The sequence below is a fragment of the Streptococcus sp. Marseille-Q8145 genome, assembly GCF_965112035.1.
Genome location: NZ_CBCOPQ010000004.1, coordinates 262,241 through 280,045, shown reverse-complemented (window position 1 = coordinate 280,045; position 17,805 = coordinate 262,241). Strand labels below are relative to the sequence as shown.

At 44.0% G+C, this 17,805-nt stretch carries 11 protein-coding genes and 1 pseudogene; 2 read left to right on the top strand and 10 right to left on the bottom strand.

Annotated features, from left to right (window positions below):
- Positions 1-10 precede the first annotated feature (10 nt).
- From ACWPVL_RS09690 to ACWPVL_RS09650, 9 genes and pseudogenes are all read right to left on the bottom strand, one after another.
- The gene (locus ACWPVL_RS09690; protein WP_454388558.1) at positions 11-1,147 is read right to left on the bottom strand and encodes an amidohydrolase; all 1,137 of its coding nucleotides are present in this window, start codon (positions 1,145-1,147) and stop codon (positions 11-13) included.
- A 109-nt stretch (positions 1,148-1,256) separates the two neighbouring features.
- Positions 1,257-2,351 (bottom strand): DUF4352 domain-containing protein, encoded by a 1,095-nt coding sequence (locus ACWPVL_RS09685; RefSeq protein ID WP_454388556.1) that lies wholly within the window; start codon positions 2,349-2,351, stop codon positions 1,257-1,259.
- A 259-nt stretch (positions 2,352-2,610) separates the two neighbouring features.
- Positions 2,611-4,368 (bottom strand): ABC transporter ATP-binding protein, encoded by a 1,758-nt coding sequence (locus ACWPVL_RS09680; protein WP_454388554.1) that lies wholly within the window; start codon positions 4,366-4,368, stop codon positions 2,611-2,613.
- Positions 4,358-6,124, bottom strand: a pseudogene (locus tag ACWPVL_RS09675) (ABC transporter ATP-binding protein). The gene ACWPVL_RS09680 and the pseudogene ACWPVL_RS09675 overlap by 11 nt, the downstream one beginning before the upstream one ends.
- Positions 6,117-6,575 (bottom strand): MarR family winged helix-turn-helix transcriptional regulator, encoded by a 459-nt coding sequence (locus ACWPVL_RS09670; protein ID WP_454388552.1) that lies wholly within the window; start codon positions 6,573-6,575, stop codon positions 6,117-6,119. Before ACWPVL_RS09670 ends, ACWPVL_RS09675 begins: the two are co-directional and overlap by 8 nt.
- A gap of 240 nt (positions 6,576-6,815) precedes the next feature.
- Positions 6,816-7,385, bottom strand: a complete 570-nt coding sequence (locus tag ACWPVL_RS09665) for a hypothetical protein (RefSeq protein ID WP_454388550.1) — start codon at positions 7,383-7,385, stop codon at positions 6,816-6,818.
- 29 nt (positions 7,386-7,414) lie between these two features.
- The gene (locus ACWPVL_RS09660) at positions 7,415-7,825 is read right to left on the bottom strand and encodes a peptide deformylase (protein ID WP_454388548.1); all 411 of its coding nucleotides are present in this window, start codon (positions 7,823-7,825) and stop codon (positions 7,415-7,417) included.
- A gap of 81 nt (positions 7,826-7,906) precedes the next feature.
- A complete protein-coding gene (gene scrK / locus ACWPVL_RS09655) occupies positions 7,907-8,806 on the bottom strand; it encodes a fructokinase ScrK (protein ID WP_062123547.1) in 900 nt (299 codons plus the stop codon).
- Between the two features lie 159 nt (positions 8,807-8,965).
- Positions 8,966-10,978, bottom strand: coding sequence for a sucrose-specific PTS transporter subunit IIBC (locus tag ACWPVL_RS09650; RefSeq protein ID WP_454388545.1), 2,013 nt, complete (start codon positions 10,976-10,978; stop codon positions 8,966-8,968).
- A 199-nt stretch (positions 10,979-11,177) separates the two neighbouring features.
- Here ACWPVL_RS09650 and ACWPVL_RS09645 point away from each other — a divergent pair, with 199 nt between their 5' ends.
- On the top strand, positions 11,178-12,632 hold the full coding sequence (locus tag ACWPVL_RS09645) for a sucrose-6-phosphate hydrolase (RefSeq protein WP_454388543.1): 1,455 nt from the start codon (positions 11,178-11,180) through the stop codon (positions 12,630-12,632).
- Positions 12,613-13,578, top strand: coding sequence for a LacI family DNA-binding transcriptional regulator (locus tag ACWPVL_RS09640; RefSeq protein WP_062005526.1), 966 nt, complete (start codon positions 12,613-12,615; stop codon positions 13,576-13,578). The genes ACWPVL_RS09645 and ACWPVL_RS09640 overlap by 20 nt, the downstream gene beginning before the upstream one ends.
- A 277-nt stretch (positions 13,579-13,855) precedes the next feature.
- Here ACWPVL_RS09640 and ACWPVL_RS09635 read toward each other — a convergent pair whose 3' ends face one another.
- The gene (locus ACWPVL_RS09635) at positions 13,856-17,680 is read right to left on the bottom strand and encodes a pullulanase (RefSeq protein WP_454388541.1); all 3,825 of its coding nucleotides are present in this window, start codon (positions 17,678-17,680) and stop codon (positions 13,856-13,858) included.
- Positions 17,681-17,805 lie beyond the last annotated feature (125 nt).

Below are 17,805 nucleotides of genomic sequence, written 5' to 3'. Positions count from 1 at the left end.
AAGACTATAGTTATTTCTTATAGTGCTTGAGGAGGAAGAGGGCGTTTTCGACATAGTAAGGCACAGAAACCTGAAAGGCCGCATCGTCAATCGTCATGCTATCATGGTGCAGGTCAGGCGCATCTGCTGCACCATTTGAGCCGATAAAAGCAAAGACACCAGGGATTTTTTCTTGATAAAAGGCAAAGTCTTCGCCAGCTGAAGACGGCTGGGCAGGCAGTAGCTCCCCGATATTCTGAGAATTTTTAAAAATAAGCTCGGCTAATTCTGGATCATTATAGGTCACTGGCGGAGTCTGATCCCAGACAATGGCGACCTTAGCACCGAAGTTCTCCGCCGTATGTTCCACAATACGGATAAAATCTGCCTTCAAGCGCTTTTGCAAATCAGGGTTAAAACAACGAATCGTGCCTTCAAAGAAGCCATTTTGCGGCAGAACATTCCAAGTCGCCCCAGCCTCAATGTGGGTCACAGATAAAACAACTGGCTCAAAGGGCGAGACAGTCCGAGAAACCAGAGCTTGAAGATTTTGAATCATGCTGGTCAGGGTCAGCACCGTATCCACTCCCAAATCTGGCCGAGCCGCATGGCTGCTGACTCCCTCCACAGTCACCTTAAACTTTTCCACGCCTGCCATCATAGCTCCCGGCTTCAAGGCCATTTGCCCAGCTTTTAACTGGGGCATATTGTGAAAACCGATAATCGCAACTACATCATCCAGCAAACCCGTAGCCAGAACTTGACTGGCTCCTTGGGAGGTTTCCTCAGCTGGCTGAAAAATCAATCGAATGGTTCCCTGTAAATCTTCTTCCATAGCCTTGAGCAACTCCGCCGCTCCCAAAAGACTAGTCTGATGAAAATCATGACCGCAGGCATGCATGACACCAGGATTTTGGCTAGCGTAAGGCAGATCTGTCTTCTCTAAAATGGGCAGGGCATCAATATCTGCCCTTAAAGCGATAACTGGGTCTCCCTGACCGATTTCGGCAATCAAGCCCGTCTCTAAGCCAGAGTCCAAAATTTTAATTCCTAAGTCTTGCAAATAACGGCTTAGAAAGGCCGTTGTTTCATATTCTTGGCCAGATAGCTCTGGATGTTGATGGAGATAATGGCGCGTTTTTACTAATTTATCATAGAATTGTTTCATGCTAGACTCCTTTACTCTGCATATCTACCCTCCAGTATAGCACAAAGCTAGGCTAGGAAACAAAATAAAATAGAGAGCAGAATGAAGCATCCGCTCTCTCATCTTGCTATTAGGATATATCGCCCTCAAAAGCTCTGACGATGGATTCATAAGAATAATCACGCTCTAGGACCCATTTTCCATCTGTTTTGACAAATTTCAACTGATAATCTCGTTCTGGTGTAAGGAGAGGACGCGAATCCATTCCAGCCATCATATCATTAGCGTAGCTCTTATCGGTAGCTTTGTAGACGTCACTCAGACTTCCATATTCAGAGCGATGTTTGTCATAAAAATCTTGACGGTAGGTATACATGGTTTTATTTAGACTGACCGTTCTCGGTTTGATCTTGATAACGATTGAATTTGGCATGTACTGGGCTACTGTGTAATCAATTTCTGAGCGTTTGGCATTACTTTTCACATAGGCATCAATGAAAGCATTGATTTCATCATCACTAAAGGGATAATCATGCAATTTACGTGTGAAATCTGCTGCAAAAGCTGCTCTATAATCTTTTTTATCTTGCTCCAAATCGCCACCTAAGACCAAACCGCCTTTGTCTTTGGAGGATTTTGTCTTGGCTTCTCCTCCTAAGAAAACAGCATTGAGGTAATCAGAAGCTAATTTCTTTGATTCGTCAACGTGATTCGGATATTTCGCAGGATCAACTTTTAGTTTGATGGGTTCTGCTTTTTCATCGGAGCCGTAGGATTTCTTCTCATATTGAAGTTCATATTTCTTGCCATCTTCAACCTTAAAGACCAGATTACCAGAAAGAGTCTTTCCTTCCGCTAAATCTTCATAGCTTAGTGTTTTAAAGTTTTCTTTGTCGTCATAGACTCCGACCGGCTGGATCTTCTCTCCCTCTGAATCATAAAAACCAATATCTGAGGAGGAAATCATAATCTTATCATTTGTTTTATTCTTAAATTCCAAAGACAAGGCTAAGTATTTGGCATCAGCTGATCCGTTGCTTGGCATAATGAACTGACCATCCTTAATCTGGATATCAACCTGCCCATTGCTGGCTGATTTTTTGACAGTCGTTTCCTGGCTTGGCTTACCAGAATGTTTTTTATTTGGACTTGGAAGCAAAGCACAGGCTGTTAAGCTCACACCTGCCACAAGCAAGGCTGTGTATTTAAATACTTTTTTCATCATTGTCTCCTTAATTTCTTAATACTGTGACTTTTCTATTTTATCATACTTGGCTAAACTGGTAAATAGCGTTTGAAATCAACCTCATGTAAAAATGCATCCTTGCAATCTCTAAAATGACCAAGCAGATCAAATGAAAATTTTAAAGTGCACCCTTAAGTAAAACAGGCAACATTTCTAACCTTCATATAAGGAATTGGTTACAAAAGAAGCACAGCCTGAGCTGTGCCATTCTTTATAGTAGAATATCCCATTGCTATCCTTAAGCTACTTCATCTTCCTCAAACTGACTATTATAGAGGTCCGCATAGAAGCCATTCTGCTCCATGAGTTCATCGTGGTTGCCCTGCTCGATGATATTTCCATCGCGCATGACCAAGATAAGATCCGCATTACGGATAGTGGACAGGCGGTGGGCAATGACAAAGGAAGTCCGGCCCTCCATGAGTTTGTCCATAGCCTTTTGAATCAGCTCCTCCGTCCGCGTATCAACTGACGAAGTTGCCTCATCCAATATCAAGAGCGGCGCATCTTTGAGCAGAGCACGAGCAATTGTCAGCAGCTGCTTCTGACCGACCGATAAGTTGACCGTGTCATCCAGCACCGTATCATAGCCCTGTGGCAGAGTCATAATAAAGTGATGAACACCGACCGCCTTCGCTGCGGCAATAACTGCTTCATCCGTGACATGCTCCTGATTGTAAATTAAGTTCTCCCGAATCGTCCCCTCAAAGAGCCAGGTATCCTGCAAGACCATTGAAAAGGCATCGTGAACCTCGGAGCGTTTCATATCCTTAATATCTATACCATCAATGCTGATACGCCCTTTGTCAATTTCATAGAACTTCATGAGCAGATTAACAATGGTCGTCTTACCAGCACCCGTCGGGCCGACAATGGCAATCTTCTGTCCGGCTTTGGCCTGGGCTGAGAAATCATGAATGATTGTCTGGTCTGGCTTGTAACCGAAGAAGACTTCTTCAAAGGCAACATCTCCCTTGACAGCAGCAAGCTGCCGCTCTTTATACTGGTCGTCTTCCATCTCAGGCTCAGCCAGAAAGTCAAGGACACGAATCAGTGCTGCACCAGCCTGCTGCAAGACAGTTATACCTTGGGCAATCTGTGACAAAGGCTGAGAGAAGGTCCGCACATAAACCATAAAGGCGACAATAATTCCGATGCTAATAGAGCCATTAATCGCCAGAGCAGCACCGACTAAAATAACCAGCACATAGGCAAAATTCCCCGTAAAGAACATGAGCGGCATCATCATGCCAGAGATAAATTGAGACTTCCAAATACTGTTATAGAGATTGTGATTGAGAACTGCAAAGCGCTCCTTAGACTGCTCAATGGCATTATAGCTGGTAACAACATTATGACCAGAGTACATCTCCTCCACATAACCGTTGACAGCCGCCAGATCGTTTTGCTGGGCGGTGAAATAGCCCTGAGACTTGCCCATGATGAGGCCGACAAAGACAAAGCCGACTACAGTAGCCAAGATGGTTACCAAGGCTAAAATCCAGTTCATGAAGAACATGGTCAAAACCACAGCCACCAAGAGCAGGCTAGCAGAGATAACATTCCCCAGACTCTGGTTGAGGGATTGGCCGACTGTATCCACGTCATTGGTCACGCGCGACAGAGTATCTCCCTGAGAATGACCATCGAAATAGCCCAACGGCAGCTTATTTATCTTCTCTGCAATAGCCGTCCGCAGCCGCTTAGAGAAATACTGGATAACCGTACTGATGATAAAGGACTGGCCGTAGTTGAGCAGGGCTCCGACTGCATAGAGCACGGTCAGCAGAAGAGCAATCTGAGACACAGCTTTTAAATCAATGCTGGTAGCCAGACCATCAGAAATGAGATTGGTAATTTCTTTTAATTTATTTGGCCCATAGACTGTAATAATGTTTGACAAGACAGCTCCCACAAATGCCAAAGCAAGAGGAAGCTGGAAGCCTTTGAGATAAGGCCGTATCTGGCTAAATAATGAAGGCTTCTTATTTTCCATTTTCTAATTCCTCCTTGGATAGTTGTGAGTAGGCAATTTCTTGATAGACTTCGTTGCTGGCCAAAAGCTCTCGGTGAGTACCTTGACCGACAACCTTACCAGCATCCAAGACCAAGATTTGATCCGCATCCATGATAGTAGAAATCCGCTGCGCCACGATCAGCTTGGTCATATCCTGCGTCCGCTCAGCCAGTTCCTTGCGCAAAATGCGGTCTGTCTTATAGTCTAGGGCTGAGAAGGAGTCGTCAAAGATGAGGATTTCTGGCTTACGAGCCAAGGCTCTGGCAATGGCCAAGCGCTGACGCTGGCCACCAGAGAAGTTGGTTCCGCTTTGAGCCACTTCAGCTTTCAGCCCCTTTTCCTTCTCTTGGACAAAGGGCTTAGCCTGTGCTAGGTCAAGAGCCTCCCACATTTTCTGCTCATCCAGCGGGCTTTCTTGGCTTTGACCGAAGTCCAGATTGCTCTCGATATCGCCAGAGAAAAGCACAGCCTTTTGCGGGATGTAGCCGACCTTATTATGCAGATCTTCCAGTTGGTAATCCTGAACATTGACACCATCTACCAGAATCTCTCCTTCAGTCACATCATAGAAACGAGGGATGAGATTGACAAGTGTGGATTTCCCTGAACCAGTTGAGCCGATAAAGGCCACAGTATCACCAGCCTGCGCTGTAAAGCTGACATGCTCAATGACCGCTTCAGAATTCTTAGCATAGCGGAAGGACACATCTCGAAAGACCACTTCTCCCTTGCTATCTGCTGCTGCCTTAGGATGTTCCGGACTGGTGATAGAAGAATGCAGATCCAGCACCTCATTAATCCGGCCAGCGGATACAATGGTCCGAGGCAGGACGATAAAGAGGGCACCCATGAGCAAGAAGCCCATCACAACCTGCATAGCATAGGACATAAAGACGACCATATCACTAAAGAGCGGGAGACGCTCCTGCAGCCCAGCCTCCTGAATCAAATAAGCACCAATCCAGTAAATCGCCAGTGTCAAACCGCTGGAAATCCCCATCATAACTGGATTCATCATGGCCATCAGACGACCGATGAAAAGATTGAGTCGAGTTACTTCATCATTTGCCGCCGCAAATTTCTCATCCTGATAATCCTCAGCATTATAAGCCCGGACCACGCGAATCCCAGTCAGACTCTCTCTAGTGACACTGTTTAGCTTATCGACCAAGCGCTGCGCTACTGACTGCTTGGGAAAGGCCAGTGTAACCAAAACTACTGTCATCAGGATATTAACAAGAACGGCAATGAGAACAGCAACCAGCCAGTTCTCGGACTTACCGATAATCTTGGTCATGGCCCAAATCGCCATAATCGGTCCTCTGGTCACCACCTGAAGCCCCATGGTAATTAAGGTCTGTACCTGGGTAATGTCATTCGTCGTCCGAGTTAGCAGACTAGGAATCGAAAATTTCTTAATCTCCGTCTGCGAATAGTCTAGCACACGGTTGAAAATATCGCTTCGCAAACTCTGGGTAAAGCTAGCTGCTATACGAGCGGCAAAAAAGCCAACCACAATAGCTGACAGCAAACTAGCAAAGGACAAGCCAAGCATTTTCAATCCCGGTTCCCACAAATCTGCTAAGGCTGTTCCCGGCGTTTGTAGTAGCTATGTAATCGTCGAAATATAGGTCGGAACTTCTAATTCCAAATATACCGTCAGGAAGGTGAAGAGCACACTGAGAACAATCATGCTCACTTCCCTTACCGTCAGCCGTTTAAATAGCTTAATCATCTTTCCCTCCATTTTCTAAACTTTCGATATTCTGATAAAACTTGCTCATGACTTGAGAAAAAATCAACAGCTCCTGCTCAGAAACACCATTCAAAATAGACCGATCAATTTCACCAAAAAAGTCACGGATTTTCTTCATTCTTTCCTGCGACTGCGGAGTAAGGCGGATATACTTGGCCCGCTTGTCTGTCTTGCTCGTTTCCAACTGAATAAAGCCATTCTTCTCCATCCTTTTCATTAAGTTAGAGGCCACCGATTTGGAAATATCCAACTTCTGCTCAATATCCTTGATAAGAGTATCCTTCCCCTCTTCCGTACGACAGGCGACAATATGCAAGACCTGCCCCTGTGGCCCAGCCATGGACTCAATCCCGTGCTCCTTAGCAAGTTTCTCTACCATGAGATGAATCTTTCGGCCAAAACGCTTCATTTCTAATAAAGGCTTTTCCATCAATTCTTCCTTCCTAGATTGGTTCTCATGAGAACTAATTAGTTTCCATGAGAACCATTTTAGCACACAAAAGAAAGATGTCAAGAAAAAAGTTTCTATGAGAACTATTTTTTGACAAAAAATAAACTGGAACCAAGAGTCCCAGTTCTACCAATCCAAAGTTTTTTTAATTTTAATATTTTTAACCGAAACAGGAGTAGCAAATCCCTACTCTAGAATAATCTTCCTCGTCATTCATTTCTATGGAAAGAGCCACTTGATATGAGGCGCAAGATTGGAAATTTCTTGATGAAGTTCATTGAAGCTAGTATTTTTCACATCTGCCAAGTCTAAAGAGACCGCACTCTCCTCTTGATTTTTAGGATAGAAATATAAAATTCGACTGGTCGGTTCGGAAGATCTCATCCTAGGTCGAGATATGTCGTATTCAATTTGCTCAATCTCCTGCCACAAGAAGTACTTCTCTCTCTTAGCAGATAAACTTCTCAGCCTTATTCCCATCTCATCCATCTCTAAAATCGGTGGTTTATGATTTGAAACATAGCCTAGAACAAACATAAAAATAGCGGTTATGCCCATTCCCCAATAGAGCGAATTGAGCGTATTGTTGCTTTCTTCAGTAGTCTGCCTGCTTCTTTGGTCTTCTTTGTTGGTAGAAGCCCTATGAACCAGTTGATTAGCACTATTTTGACTTGTTGACTCAAGGGAGGACTTATCCATAGATACAAAAGCCATGATAAAAAAGATAGCAAATAGTAAGAGAAAGCCTATGGCATAAAATTTTGCTCCATCGCGCTGGTATACTTTCATTCTATTCCTATCCTTTCCAGATACATTTCCTATATGAGAATTCCTTCCAAATGATCCAATTCGTGCTGGCAGATTTGCGCTGGGAAATCCTCTAACGTGATGATCTTCTTCAGCCAATTCTGATCCAGATATTCGACAGTGATTTTCTGATAACGAATGGTTGACCGACTGCCTGTCAAAGACAGACAGTCTTCTTCCGTTTCATAAGCTCCTGATTTCTGAATGAGAACTGGATTAAACATGACCATGGGCAGCATGCCATACATAAAAATAATCACCCGCTTTTGGAAACCAATCATATTGGCAGCAAGACCGACACAAGACTCTCTATGGGCCAATAAGGTATCCTGCAAGTCCTGAGCCAAAAATAGATCAGCTTTCGTGGCAGGGACTGATTTTTGCTGTAAAAATAAAGGATCTTTCACAATTGCTTTTTGCATACTTCACCTCAAATGGAAGAGGCTGGATTCCCCTATCTCAGCCTCCTTAGTTTATTTGAACACTCTCGACGTTTTGTTTACTTATTTTGCATAGCGTTCGCTAATATCTTTTGCGAGGACAAAATTTCCTAGTGTGGCTGATCCATTTCCTGCGACAGCTGGTGTAACAATGTAATCACGCACATCTGGCACTGGCAGGTAACCATTGAGCAAGACAGTAAATTTCTCACGGACACGGTCTAACATGTGCTGTTGCGCCATCACTCCGCCACCAAAGACAATGACATCCGGACGGAAAGTCACCGTTGCTTGAATAGCCGCTTGCGCAATATAGTAAGCCTGAATATCCCAGACAGAATTATTGAGCTCAATGTTTTCACCACGCACACCCGTCCGCGCTTCTAAGCTAGGACCAGCTGCTAAGCCTTCCAAACAGCCCTTGTGGAAAGGACAGACGCCGTTAAAGCCTTTTTCCACATCCATCGGGTGCTGAGCTACATAGTAGTGTCCCATCTCTGGATGGCCTGTACCCCCAACAAATTCACCACGTTGGATAGCACCAGCGCCAATACCTGTTCCAATCGTATAATAAACCAGATTTTCAATGCGGCCACCAGCATTGTTACGGGCTACAACTTCACCATAAGCTGAGCTGTTGACATCTGTCGTAAAGTAGATTGGCACATTCAAAGCACGACGAAGCGCTCCCACGATATCCACATTGGCCCAATGTGGTTTTGGAGTTGTCGTAATGTAGCCATATGTTTTTGAATTAGGGTCAATATCAATAGGACCGAAAGAACCGACTGCCAGACCTGCTAAATTGTCAAAACGAGAGAAAAATTCAATTGTTTTATCTAGCGTCTCAATCGGCGTAGTCGTAGGAAACTGTGTCTTTTCTACAACATTAAAATTTTCATCGCCCACAGCACAGATAAATTTGGTTCCACCGGCTTCTAAACTTCCGTACAATTTTGTCATTTCAAACACCTCTTGTATTCTTTATACTCCATTATAGCATATTTCCATATTGGAAATGGCTCTATATTTTAGATTTTCCTCTGTAAATCTTAGCACTCAAGTAAAAAACGAACAAACATAAGTTGTTCGTTTTCCTTTGTTGACTTTCTATAGCTAAGATTAAGCTTTCACTTCAATAATCGCATCGCCTTTAGCAACAGTTCCTTCTGCTACTGGAGTCACAGATGCGTAGTCGGCTGTGTTAGTCACGATAACCATAGTCGTGTCATCCAGACCAGCTGCTGCGATTTTAGCTGAATCAAACGTTCCAATAATATCGCCAGCTTTGACTTTAGAACCTTGAGAAACTTTTTGATCAAATCCTTCGCCATTCATAGACACTGTGTCAATACCAACGTGGATCAGGATTTCAGCACCATTAGCTGTCTTCAAACCATAAGCATGACCTGTCGCAAAAGCAATTGTCACTTCTGCATCAGCTGGGGCATAAACGACACCTTCAGTTGGTTTGATCGCAATCCCTTGACCCATAGCTCCGCTTGAGAAAACAGGATCATTTACATCGCTCAAAGCTACTGCACTACCAACGATTGGAGAAATGATTGTTTCATCTTGGAGAGCTGCTGGAACATTACCAGTTGTTTCTTCTTCGACAAGTTTTTCAGTTTCAGCTTTTTCTTCAGCAGTTTCTTCGTCTTTGTATCCGAACATATAAGTCAGAACAAAACTCAAACCAGTTGTCAGAACAACCATAAAGATATATTGCAACAATTGACCATTCAGGTAAAGGAGTGTACCTGGAATAATTGTGATACCGAAACTTGTACCTGCAAGCCCCATAATAGAAGCTAACCAACCACCAACAGCACCAGCACCCAGTCCAATGACAAACGGTTTAACGAAGCGCAAGTTAACCCCGAAGATAGCTGGCTCAGTAATACCTAATCCTGCAGAAAGTGCTGCTGGGAATGCAAGAGCCTTGAGTTTTTTAGATTTTGTCTTCACAGCTACAGCCAAAGTTGCACCAGCCTGAGCTGTCATAGCAGCAGTGATAATCGCATTAAATGGATCTTTCCCAGTTTGAGATACCAATTGAGATTCCAGTAAGTTGAAGATGTGATGAACACCAGTTACGACAATCAGTTGATGTACTGCACCAATAATCAAGCCAGCAAGACCAAACGGAAGGCTAAGAAGGAACTCTGTACCATTCAAAACATATGACTCAACAATGTGGAAGACTGGACCAATCACAAAGAGTCCCAAAATAGACATTACAAGAAAAGTAAGGAATGGAACAAGAAGAAGATCCAAGACATCTGGAATTTTCTTGTGCAGCCATTTTTCAAATTTCGCACCAAACAAACCTACAAAGAAGGCAGGAAGCACCGAGTTTTGGTAGCCAACCACCGGAATAAAACCAAAGAAGTAAATTGGATGAGCTTTTGTTGCTGTAACTTCGCTAGCAAATTTCAGACTTCCTAGAACATCCATATTAGCAATTTTGTCTAAAATATCCTTAGAAGGATCAACAGCAAATTTAGTAGCCTGACCAGCTACATCCCAAGCATTTGGAAGTGCTGAGTTAACCATCATTAGACCAAGAACCAAACCAATGATGGGGTTCCCGCCAAAGACTCTAAAAGCTGACCAGCAAATCAAAGCTGGGAAGAAAGCGAAGGCTGTATCAGTTAATACTACTGTATAAGTATAGAAGTCAGTCGATTTGAAAGCATCCGCTGTGGTACCAAATAAAGATAAAACTTGATCCTGAGCAATCGCTCCACGAACTCCCATAAAAAGACCTGTCGCAACAATAGCTGGGAGAATTGGCACAAAGACATCACCGAAAGTACGGATGGCACGTTGGAACCAATTCCCTTGTTTAGCAGCTTCAGCTTTCATGTCATCTTTTGATGAAGTTGGCAAGCCAAGTGCTACAACTTCGTCATAGATTTTATTAACCGTACCTGTACCAAAGATGATTTGGTATTGGCCTGAGTTAAAGAAAGCACCCTGAACTTTTTCTAGGTTCTCGACAGTATTTTTGTCGATCTTTCCTTCATCTTTAACCATGACGCGCAGACGAGTCGCACAGTGAGCTACACTGTTAACGTTCTCACGTCCACCCAAGGCTTCGATGACCTTTTTTGCAATTTCAGTATTGTTCATTTGCAAAAATCTCCTTATAAAAATATTGTAAAACTTTTTGAAAGCGATTTTATCGCCTTTACGAATATTATTTTACCATGATTCAGAGATATGTCAAGCGTTTTGCAGAAAAAATATTTTTTTACTGTTAAATGTTGATTTTTCAGCAGAAAACGTTTACTATAGTAATAAGAAATAATATGATTCGGAGGACAAAAGATTGGCTTGGACGACTGAAAAACGCTACAAACGCTATGAAGACTGGACTCAGGAAGAGCTACAGCAGATCAAAGAAAACATCGCTAAATCTCCTTGGCGGGCTAACTACCATGTGGAGCCTCAGACAGGTCTGCTCAATGACCCCAACGGCTTCTCTTATTTTGACGGCAAGTGGATAGTTTTCTACCAAAACTTTCCTTTCGGGGCAGCCCACGGTCTCAAATGCTGGGTTCAATTAGAAAGTGATGACCTAGTTCACTTCACTGAAACTGGCCTTCGGGTGCTGCCAGATACTACTCTGGACAGTCATGGTGCCTATTCTGGCTCTGCCATGCAGTTCGGTGACAATCTCTTTCTCTTCTACACCGGCAATGTTCGTGATGAGAATTGGGTGCGTCATCCTTATCAAATCGGTGCCTTGCTAGATAAATCAGGCAAGCTCGAAAAAATTGACAAGGTCTTGATTGAGCAACCTGCCGAAGCAACCGACCACTTCCGTGATCCGCAGATTTTCAATTACAAAGGACAATTCTATGCCATTGTTGGTGGGCAAAATCTAGACAAACAAGGCTACGTCAAGCTTTACAAGGCAGTTGATAACGACTATACCAACTGGGAAGTCGTCGGCGATTTAAACTTCGCCAACGACAAGACAGCCTATATGATGGAGTGTCCAAACCTAGTCTTTATCAATGACCAACCAGTCCTGCTCTACTGCCCTCAAGGCTTATCTAAAGACGTACTGGACTATGGCAACATTTATCCAAATATGTATAAAATAGGTCAATCGTTTGACACAAATAAAGCCGCGATGATTGATCCTAGTCCTATCCAAAATCTGGATTATGGCTTCGACTGCTATGCCACCCAAGCTTTCAACGCACCTGACGGTCGTGCACTGGCTGTCAGCTGGCTAGGCTTGCCTGATGTTGAATACCCATCTGACCGCTTCGACCATCAAGGAGTCTTCTCCCTCGTCAAGGAATTGACCCTGAAAGACGGCAAGCTCTACCAATACCCAGTCCCAGCAATCAAGGACTTACGAGCAGAGGCTCAGCCTTTCACTCCTTTGACAGAAAGCAAGAATAGCTACGAACTAGAACTGAATCTCGCTGCGGACACCGAACACGAAATCGTCCTCTTTGCAGGCAAGGATGGCAAGGGGTTACGCATCAACTTCGACCTTAAGGAAGGTCAAGTGACTGTTGACCGCAGTCAAGCGGGCGATCCATTTGCTCTGGACTTTGGAACCAGCCGAAGCTGTGATATTGGCAAGAAAGCAACGAACGCTACTATTTTCATCGATAAATCGATTTTTGAAATTTTCATCAATAAAGGAGAGAAAGTATTTTCCGGCCGTGTCTTCCCGAGAGAAGACCAGACAGGCATTGCCATTACCAAGGGCAATCCAACCGGTACTTACTATGAATTAGATTATGGTCGCAAAGCTAACTGATGTAGCAAAACTAGCAGGAGTCAGCCCTACAACTGTTTCCCGCGTCATCAATAGGAAGGGCTACTTATCCGACAAAACGATTTCCAAGGTTGAAGCAGCCATGCGAGAATTGGCCTACAAGCCCAACAATCTGGCGCGCAGCCTCCAAGGAAAATCAGCCAAGCTGATTGGACTCATTTTCCCCAATATCAGCAATGTCTTTTATGCAGAATTGATTGGCAAGCTAGAGCACGAGCTCTTTAAACAGGGCTATAAAACCATCATCTGCAATAGCGAGCACGACTCAGATAAGGAGCGTGAGTACCTTGAGATGCTAGAGGCCAATCAGGTGGATGGTATCATCTCCGGCAGTCACAATCTAGGCATCGAAGACTATAATCGCGTAACTGCTCCTATCATTTCCTTTGACCGTAACCTTTCACCAGATATCCCAGTTGTCTCCTCAGACAACTATGGTGGCGGAGTACTGGCTGCTCAGACCTTGGTCAAGGCTGGCGCTCAAAATATCATCATGATTACTGGTAATGATAATTCCAATTCCCCAACTGGCCTGCGCCATGCTGGCTTTGCTTCCGTCCTGCCGGACGCACCGATTATCAATGTCTCCAGCGATTATTCTCCCGTCCGAAAGGAAATGGAAATCAAGCATATTTTAACCCATGAGAAGCCCGATGCTATCTTTGCTTCAGATGATTTGACAGCCATTTTAGTGATGAAAGTCGCTCAGGAGCTGGGCATCCAGATTCCTAAAGATTTAAAAATCATCGGCTACGACGGAACTTACTTTGTGGAGAACTATTATCCTCAATTAGCGACTATTAAACAGCCACTGAAGGAGATTGCCAAACTTCTGGTCGATTTACTGCTACAAAAAATTGACAAGCAAGAAGTCACAACGACCGGCTACTTCCTGCCTGTGAACCTCTTGCCTGGTAAAAGTGTGTAATTTTCATTCAATCCCTACTAAATAAGAAAATACGACTTCCAAAATGGAAGTCGTATTTTTATCTATCACGGCTGAGAAACATGGATTTCTACAACTGCTGAGTTTGGGACAAAAGTCCTGGCCTCTCAATTGTCTTTGGAATGTCGAGCAAGACGCAGTGATTGAGTGGGCTCTACTACGCTGATCTCATCAGCTTTTACAGCCCTACTCAACTGTGCGGAGGTGGGACGACGAAATCGAATTCTAACGAATTACCGATTTCTGTCCCACTCTCACTTTATTGCTTCTTTCTAAAAGCGAGCAAGCCAGCCAAGAAGGCAAGAGAACCACCTAAAATCGCCAGCAGAGAAGTTTCTGTGCCCGTTTTCGGCAAGACTTTTTCTGTCGAAGCAGTCTCAGTAGGACTTACTTTGTCCTGCTGTGGCTCTGCAGCAAGTTGTTTTTGACTCTCTGAAGATGGAGATGTAGTAGCAGATGGAACTTGAACAAGCTTATTCGACAAGCTAGGTCTAGGGCTTTGTTCTTTTTGAAGTTCCTTAACGCTGCCTTGAGACGGATTTTGCTGGATGTCTTTACTTGTATCTTGAGGCTTTTCTTCTTGAGCTGGACTCGCCTTTTTAATCCGCAAAATTATCGCTGTCAGCGGAGCTAGAGTCAATCCATTACTGTTTCTAGTGACACCTGCTGGATTTGAAATAGCAGAAACGCCTGCGCTATTGCCATCAACCACAACCTCTGCACCTGCTAGATGCTTGTAGGTTTCACCAAAGTTGAAGTTTCGCTCCTTTTTATCCGCATTGACAAAGACTGCATAAATATCGCCATTCGAAGCAACCACTTGGTAGCCAAGGACAAGGTCTTCTTTCTCAACGCCATCCTTGCCAGGCTGGGTGATGAGGGTCACATTTTGATCTACTTCTGCTTTGGAGCTGCGGGTAAAGGCGTCCGTTGATTTCCGCAGACTAATCAAGCCCCTCATATAAGCACGACTCTTGGCATTTTCTGGGAATTTCTCCGCATCAGTCGCCTTGGTCCAGTCAAAATGATTGACCGCGTCGCTCGAATCATAAGAATCATGAATGAAATACGGGTATTCAAACGGTGTGCCATCCTCATTGGTCAACAAATGCGCTTTGTTTGGAACTTTGTCTTCAGAGACAGGATATTTATAGGCAGGATCGCGGAATTGCTTGGTCCGGCCGTACTCTTGACCAGAGTGGATGAATGGAGTTCCTTGCGAAGTCAGCATCATCAGATTTCCTAGGCGCAGACGGCGATGAATCTCTTGATTATTGGCAGCGACTGCTGGATCTTTCTTAATCGACTGGGCAATAATATCAAAGAGGGTCAGATTATCATGGGCCGCAATGTATTGGATCACATCCCCTGGGCTATCTGCCTCAAAATTGGTTGGCTGCGCCTTGATATTCTTGAAAACATCTTCTACATTGCGCTTTCCACCGGTGATAAAGGCTGGCGTTCCCTCATTTGGATAACCCGATTTCAAGGTATTGCGAATGTCATCTGAGAAGACTGCTACCGTGTCTGTTGACTTCATCCAAGTTTGGTCAGCAGGCTGGACTGCTTTATTTTCATCACCTGTATAAGTCTTCCAACCCTCACCCAGCATAATGAGATTTGGATTAAGCTTCTTGGCTTCTTCAAAGGCTTTTTGGATGGACTCAGCATCGTGGTCCCCCATCATATCAAAGCGGAAGCCATCTACCTTGTACTGCTCTGTCAGGTACTTGATCGAATCCACCAAGACCCGTCTGCTCATATAGTGAGTAGTACCCAAGCGGCCGCCACCAAAGCTAGTTCTTGGTGTCCCATCCGCATCCATAAAGTGGTAGTAATTGGGCTCCAAGTCCTCGAAGATAGAAGTCTTGGCTGTGTGATTATAGACCACGTCCATGATAACGCCCATACCACGCTTATGAATTTCATTGACAAGATTTTTGAATTCCTCAATGCGCTTGGCTGGATCTGTCGGTGTGCTCGAATACATACCTGTCAACGAAAAGTAGTTTTGCGGGTCATAGCCCCAGTTGTAGTTGCTGTTGCTGGAAGCATACTTGTCCATGCGCTCAGCATTTTTCAGCTCATTTACAAAGTAATAACTCAGAACTGGTAAGAGCTGAACGTGGGTCACTCCCAAGTCTTTCAAATAATCCAATTTCTCAATGAAAGCTGAGAAGGTTCCAAATTGAGATTTTAAATCCTTTGAGATAGCTGGATCTGAAGTAAAATCACGAACATGCGCCTCATAAATCAAAGCATCTTCCCGCTTCTTGAAGTTCGGAATAGTTGCATAGGTCAGGTCTTTTGGTCCATATTCACTTGGATCTACAAAGGCTGCCTTGGCAATCTTGTAGGCATCCCCCTTGTCCGCATCCTCACTGTTCCAAGCAGCTAAAGACTTAGCATAAGGATCCAGCACCAGAACCTTTTTGCCGCCACGGCTAATTTCATAATGATAGAAATAGCCACGATAGTCAGAAAGACCTAGCCCGCTCTTAGGCGTCAAGCTGCCAGTCCATGTGCCAGACTCACCCTTCTGCATAGCTATGCGCCCAAGGACCTTGTTCTGATCTTCCTTGTCATAGACCACCAAATCAACTTGATCCGCACTCGGTGACCAGAAGGTCAGGTCTACTTGTTTGCCCGCTTGAGAAACACGCGCGCCCAAATCACCATCATACTTGTAAAGACTGTCCTTCAGCTGCCAGTTCATGCTGGTTTTAAATTGGTCGTTGCCATATTTGATAAGATAAGGTGACTGAGCTTGGTTAAAATCACCGATTAATTTTGCGCTTTTATTCTTAGGATCCAGAACCACATCTTTAACAGCGACTTCTCCGCCATCTTTATTGGTAATTTTTAGGTTTTTCAGAATATCTTCTTTTTTAGCATTTTCTAAGGTAGAGAAGGTCGCCTCAATCTCTGTCAAGCTAACATGCTGGGCTCCTGTCATGCGGATATCATTGACAAAGTAAGGGTTGGTATAAACCGTTGGATCCGCATCACGCAAGAAAATCTGGCTAGTCTTACCCAAATTTGCAAAATTATAATCCTGTTTTTGAATCTTCACATCATCTCCTGACTTGCTTTCATCTAAAAGCAGGAAGCCAATCATCTTTGCAGCCTCTTTCAGAGGAACATCTACGTAGCGACCGTATTTCCCAGTCTTTTCAAAGTCCACGCCATCAGGCCAATTTTGACCTGGATTTTGCACATCTCCCCAGAGCCAAAGGGATTTCTTATCATACTGACCATCTGTGCGATAATAATTGATCCGAAGCATTCCTTCTTTCAAAGGCTCGGAGGTATGAGGGTTATAGTCTTTGTCAAACCAAACTTCATTCATCTGAGGGCTGAGCAGCTCAACCGTCTTATCACCCGTAATATTTTGACCTGCTGTATTGTTGATTAAGAGACTAACCTTGCTCCTTTTCTCTGCCATCTTGACATCAAGGTAATAGCCATAATCATCTTTTTTAGCTGTCGCAAAACTAGTCGCACCGGTCGGCCAGCCTCCCTTTTGACCAGAAGGGGTTTCAACATCATCCCAAGTCCATAAACCTAAGCTATCCAGATTCTCGGATGGTAGATTTTTGAAATGGAAACGCATATGGCCATCTGCGATAGCATCCTTGGTCGATATCTCTGACTGATCAGTTGACGCTGGCTTTTCTTTCTCGTCAGATGCAGCTGTTTCCTTGGCTTCTTTCCCAGCTGCTTCTGGAGTCGCACTAGAGTCTGCCCCCTCTGTCGGCTGAGCAGCTTGATTTACTACTGCCTCAGGCTGGGCGCTTTTCTCGATATTGCCTTTTTGTTCGCTTTCTTTTTGCGCGGAACTATCCACTTCCTCGGCTTTTGCTTCATCTGCTGGCTTAGGCAAAGCTTCTGAATTAGTAGCTGATACTGTTTCCGTTGTTGGGCTAGTCGTAGCCTTTGTCTCATCCGCTTTGACTAACTGGGCACCTCCAAAGAGAAAGCCAGACGCAATCACGACAGATGCTACTCCGACTTTCAAGCGACGAATTCCAAAATAATGACGCTTTTCACTGGTCCGAGACTGTAGATAATAGTTTCTTTTCATAAATAAAAAAACTCCTTTATTTTTTCCTATAGAAAATACGTGTGCAAACGTTTTCTGTATTTATTATACAGATTCTCTATCGAAATGTAAAGGTTTTCATAGATCATTTTTTTATTCCAAAGCTT

Excerpts from the sequence above, each read along its gene's own strand:
- ACWPVL_RS09690 (WP_454388558.1), bottom strand. The coding sequence starts at position 1,147 with ATGAAACAATTCTATGATAAATTAGTAAAAACGCGCCATTATCTCCAT.
- ACWPVL_RS09685 (WP_454388556.1), bottom strand. The coding sequence starts at position 2,351 with ATGATGAAAAAAGTATTTAAATACACAGCCTTGCTTGTGGCAGGTGTG.
- ACWPVL_RS09680 (WP_454388554.1), bottom strand. The coding sequence starts at position 4,368 with ATGGAAAATAAGAAGCCTTCATTATTTAGCCAGATACGGCCTTATCTC.
- ACWPVL_RS09670 (WP_454388552.1), bottom strand. The coding sequence starts at position 6,575 with ATGGAAAAGCCTTTATTAGAAATGAAGCGTTTTGGCCGAAAGATTCAT.
- ACWPVL_RS09665 (WP_454388550.1), bottom strand. The coding sequence starts at position 7,385 with ATGAAAGTATACCAGCGCGATGGAGCAAAATTTTATGCCATAGGCTTT.
- ACWPVL_RS09660 (WP_454388548.1), bottom strand. The coding sequence starts at position 7,825 with ATGCAAAAAGCAATTGTGAAAGATCCTTTATTTTTACAGCAAAAATCA.
- scrK (WP_062123547.1), bottom strand. The coding sequence starts at position 8,806 with ATGACAAAATTGTACGGAAGTTTAGAAGCCGGTGGAACCAAATTTATC.
- ACWPVL_RS09650 (WP_454388545.1), bottom strand. The coding sequence starts at position 10,978 with ATGAACAATACTGAAATTGCAAAAAAGGTCATCGAAGCCTTGGGTGGA.
- ACWPVL_RS09640 (WP_062005526.1), top strand. The coding sequence starts at position 12,613 with ATGGTCGCAAAGCTAACTGATGTAGCAAAACTAGCAGGAGTCAGCCCT.
- ACWPVL_RS09635 (WP_454388541.1), bottom strand. The coding sequence starts at position 17,680 with ATGAAAAGAAACTATTATCTACAGTCTCGGACCAGTGAAAAGCGTCAT.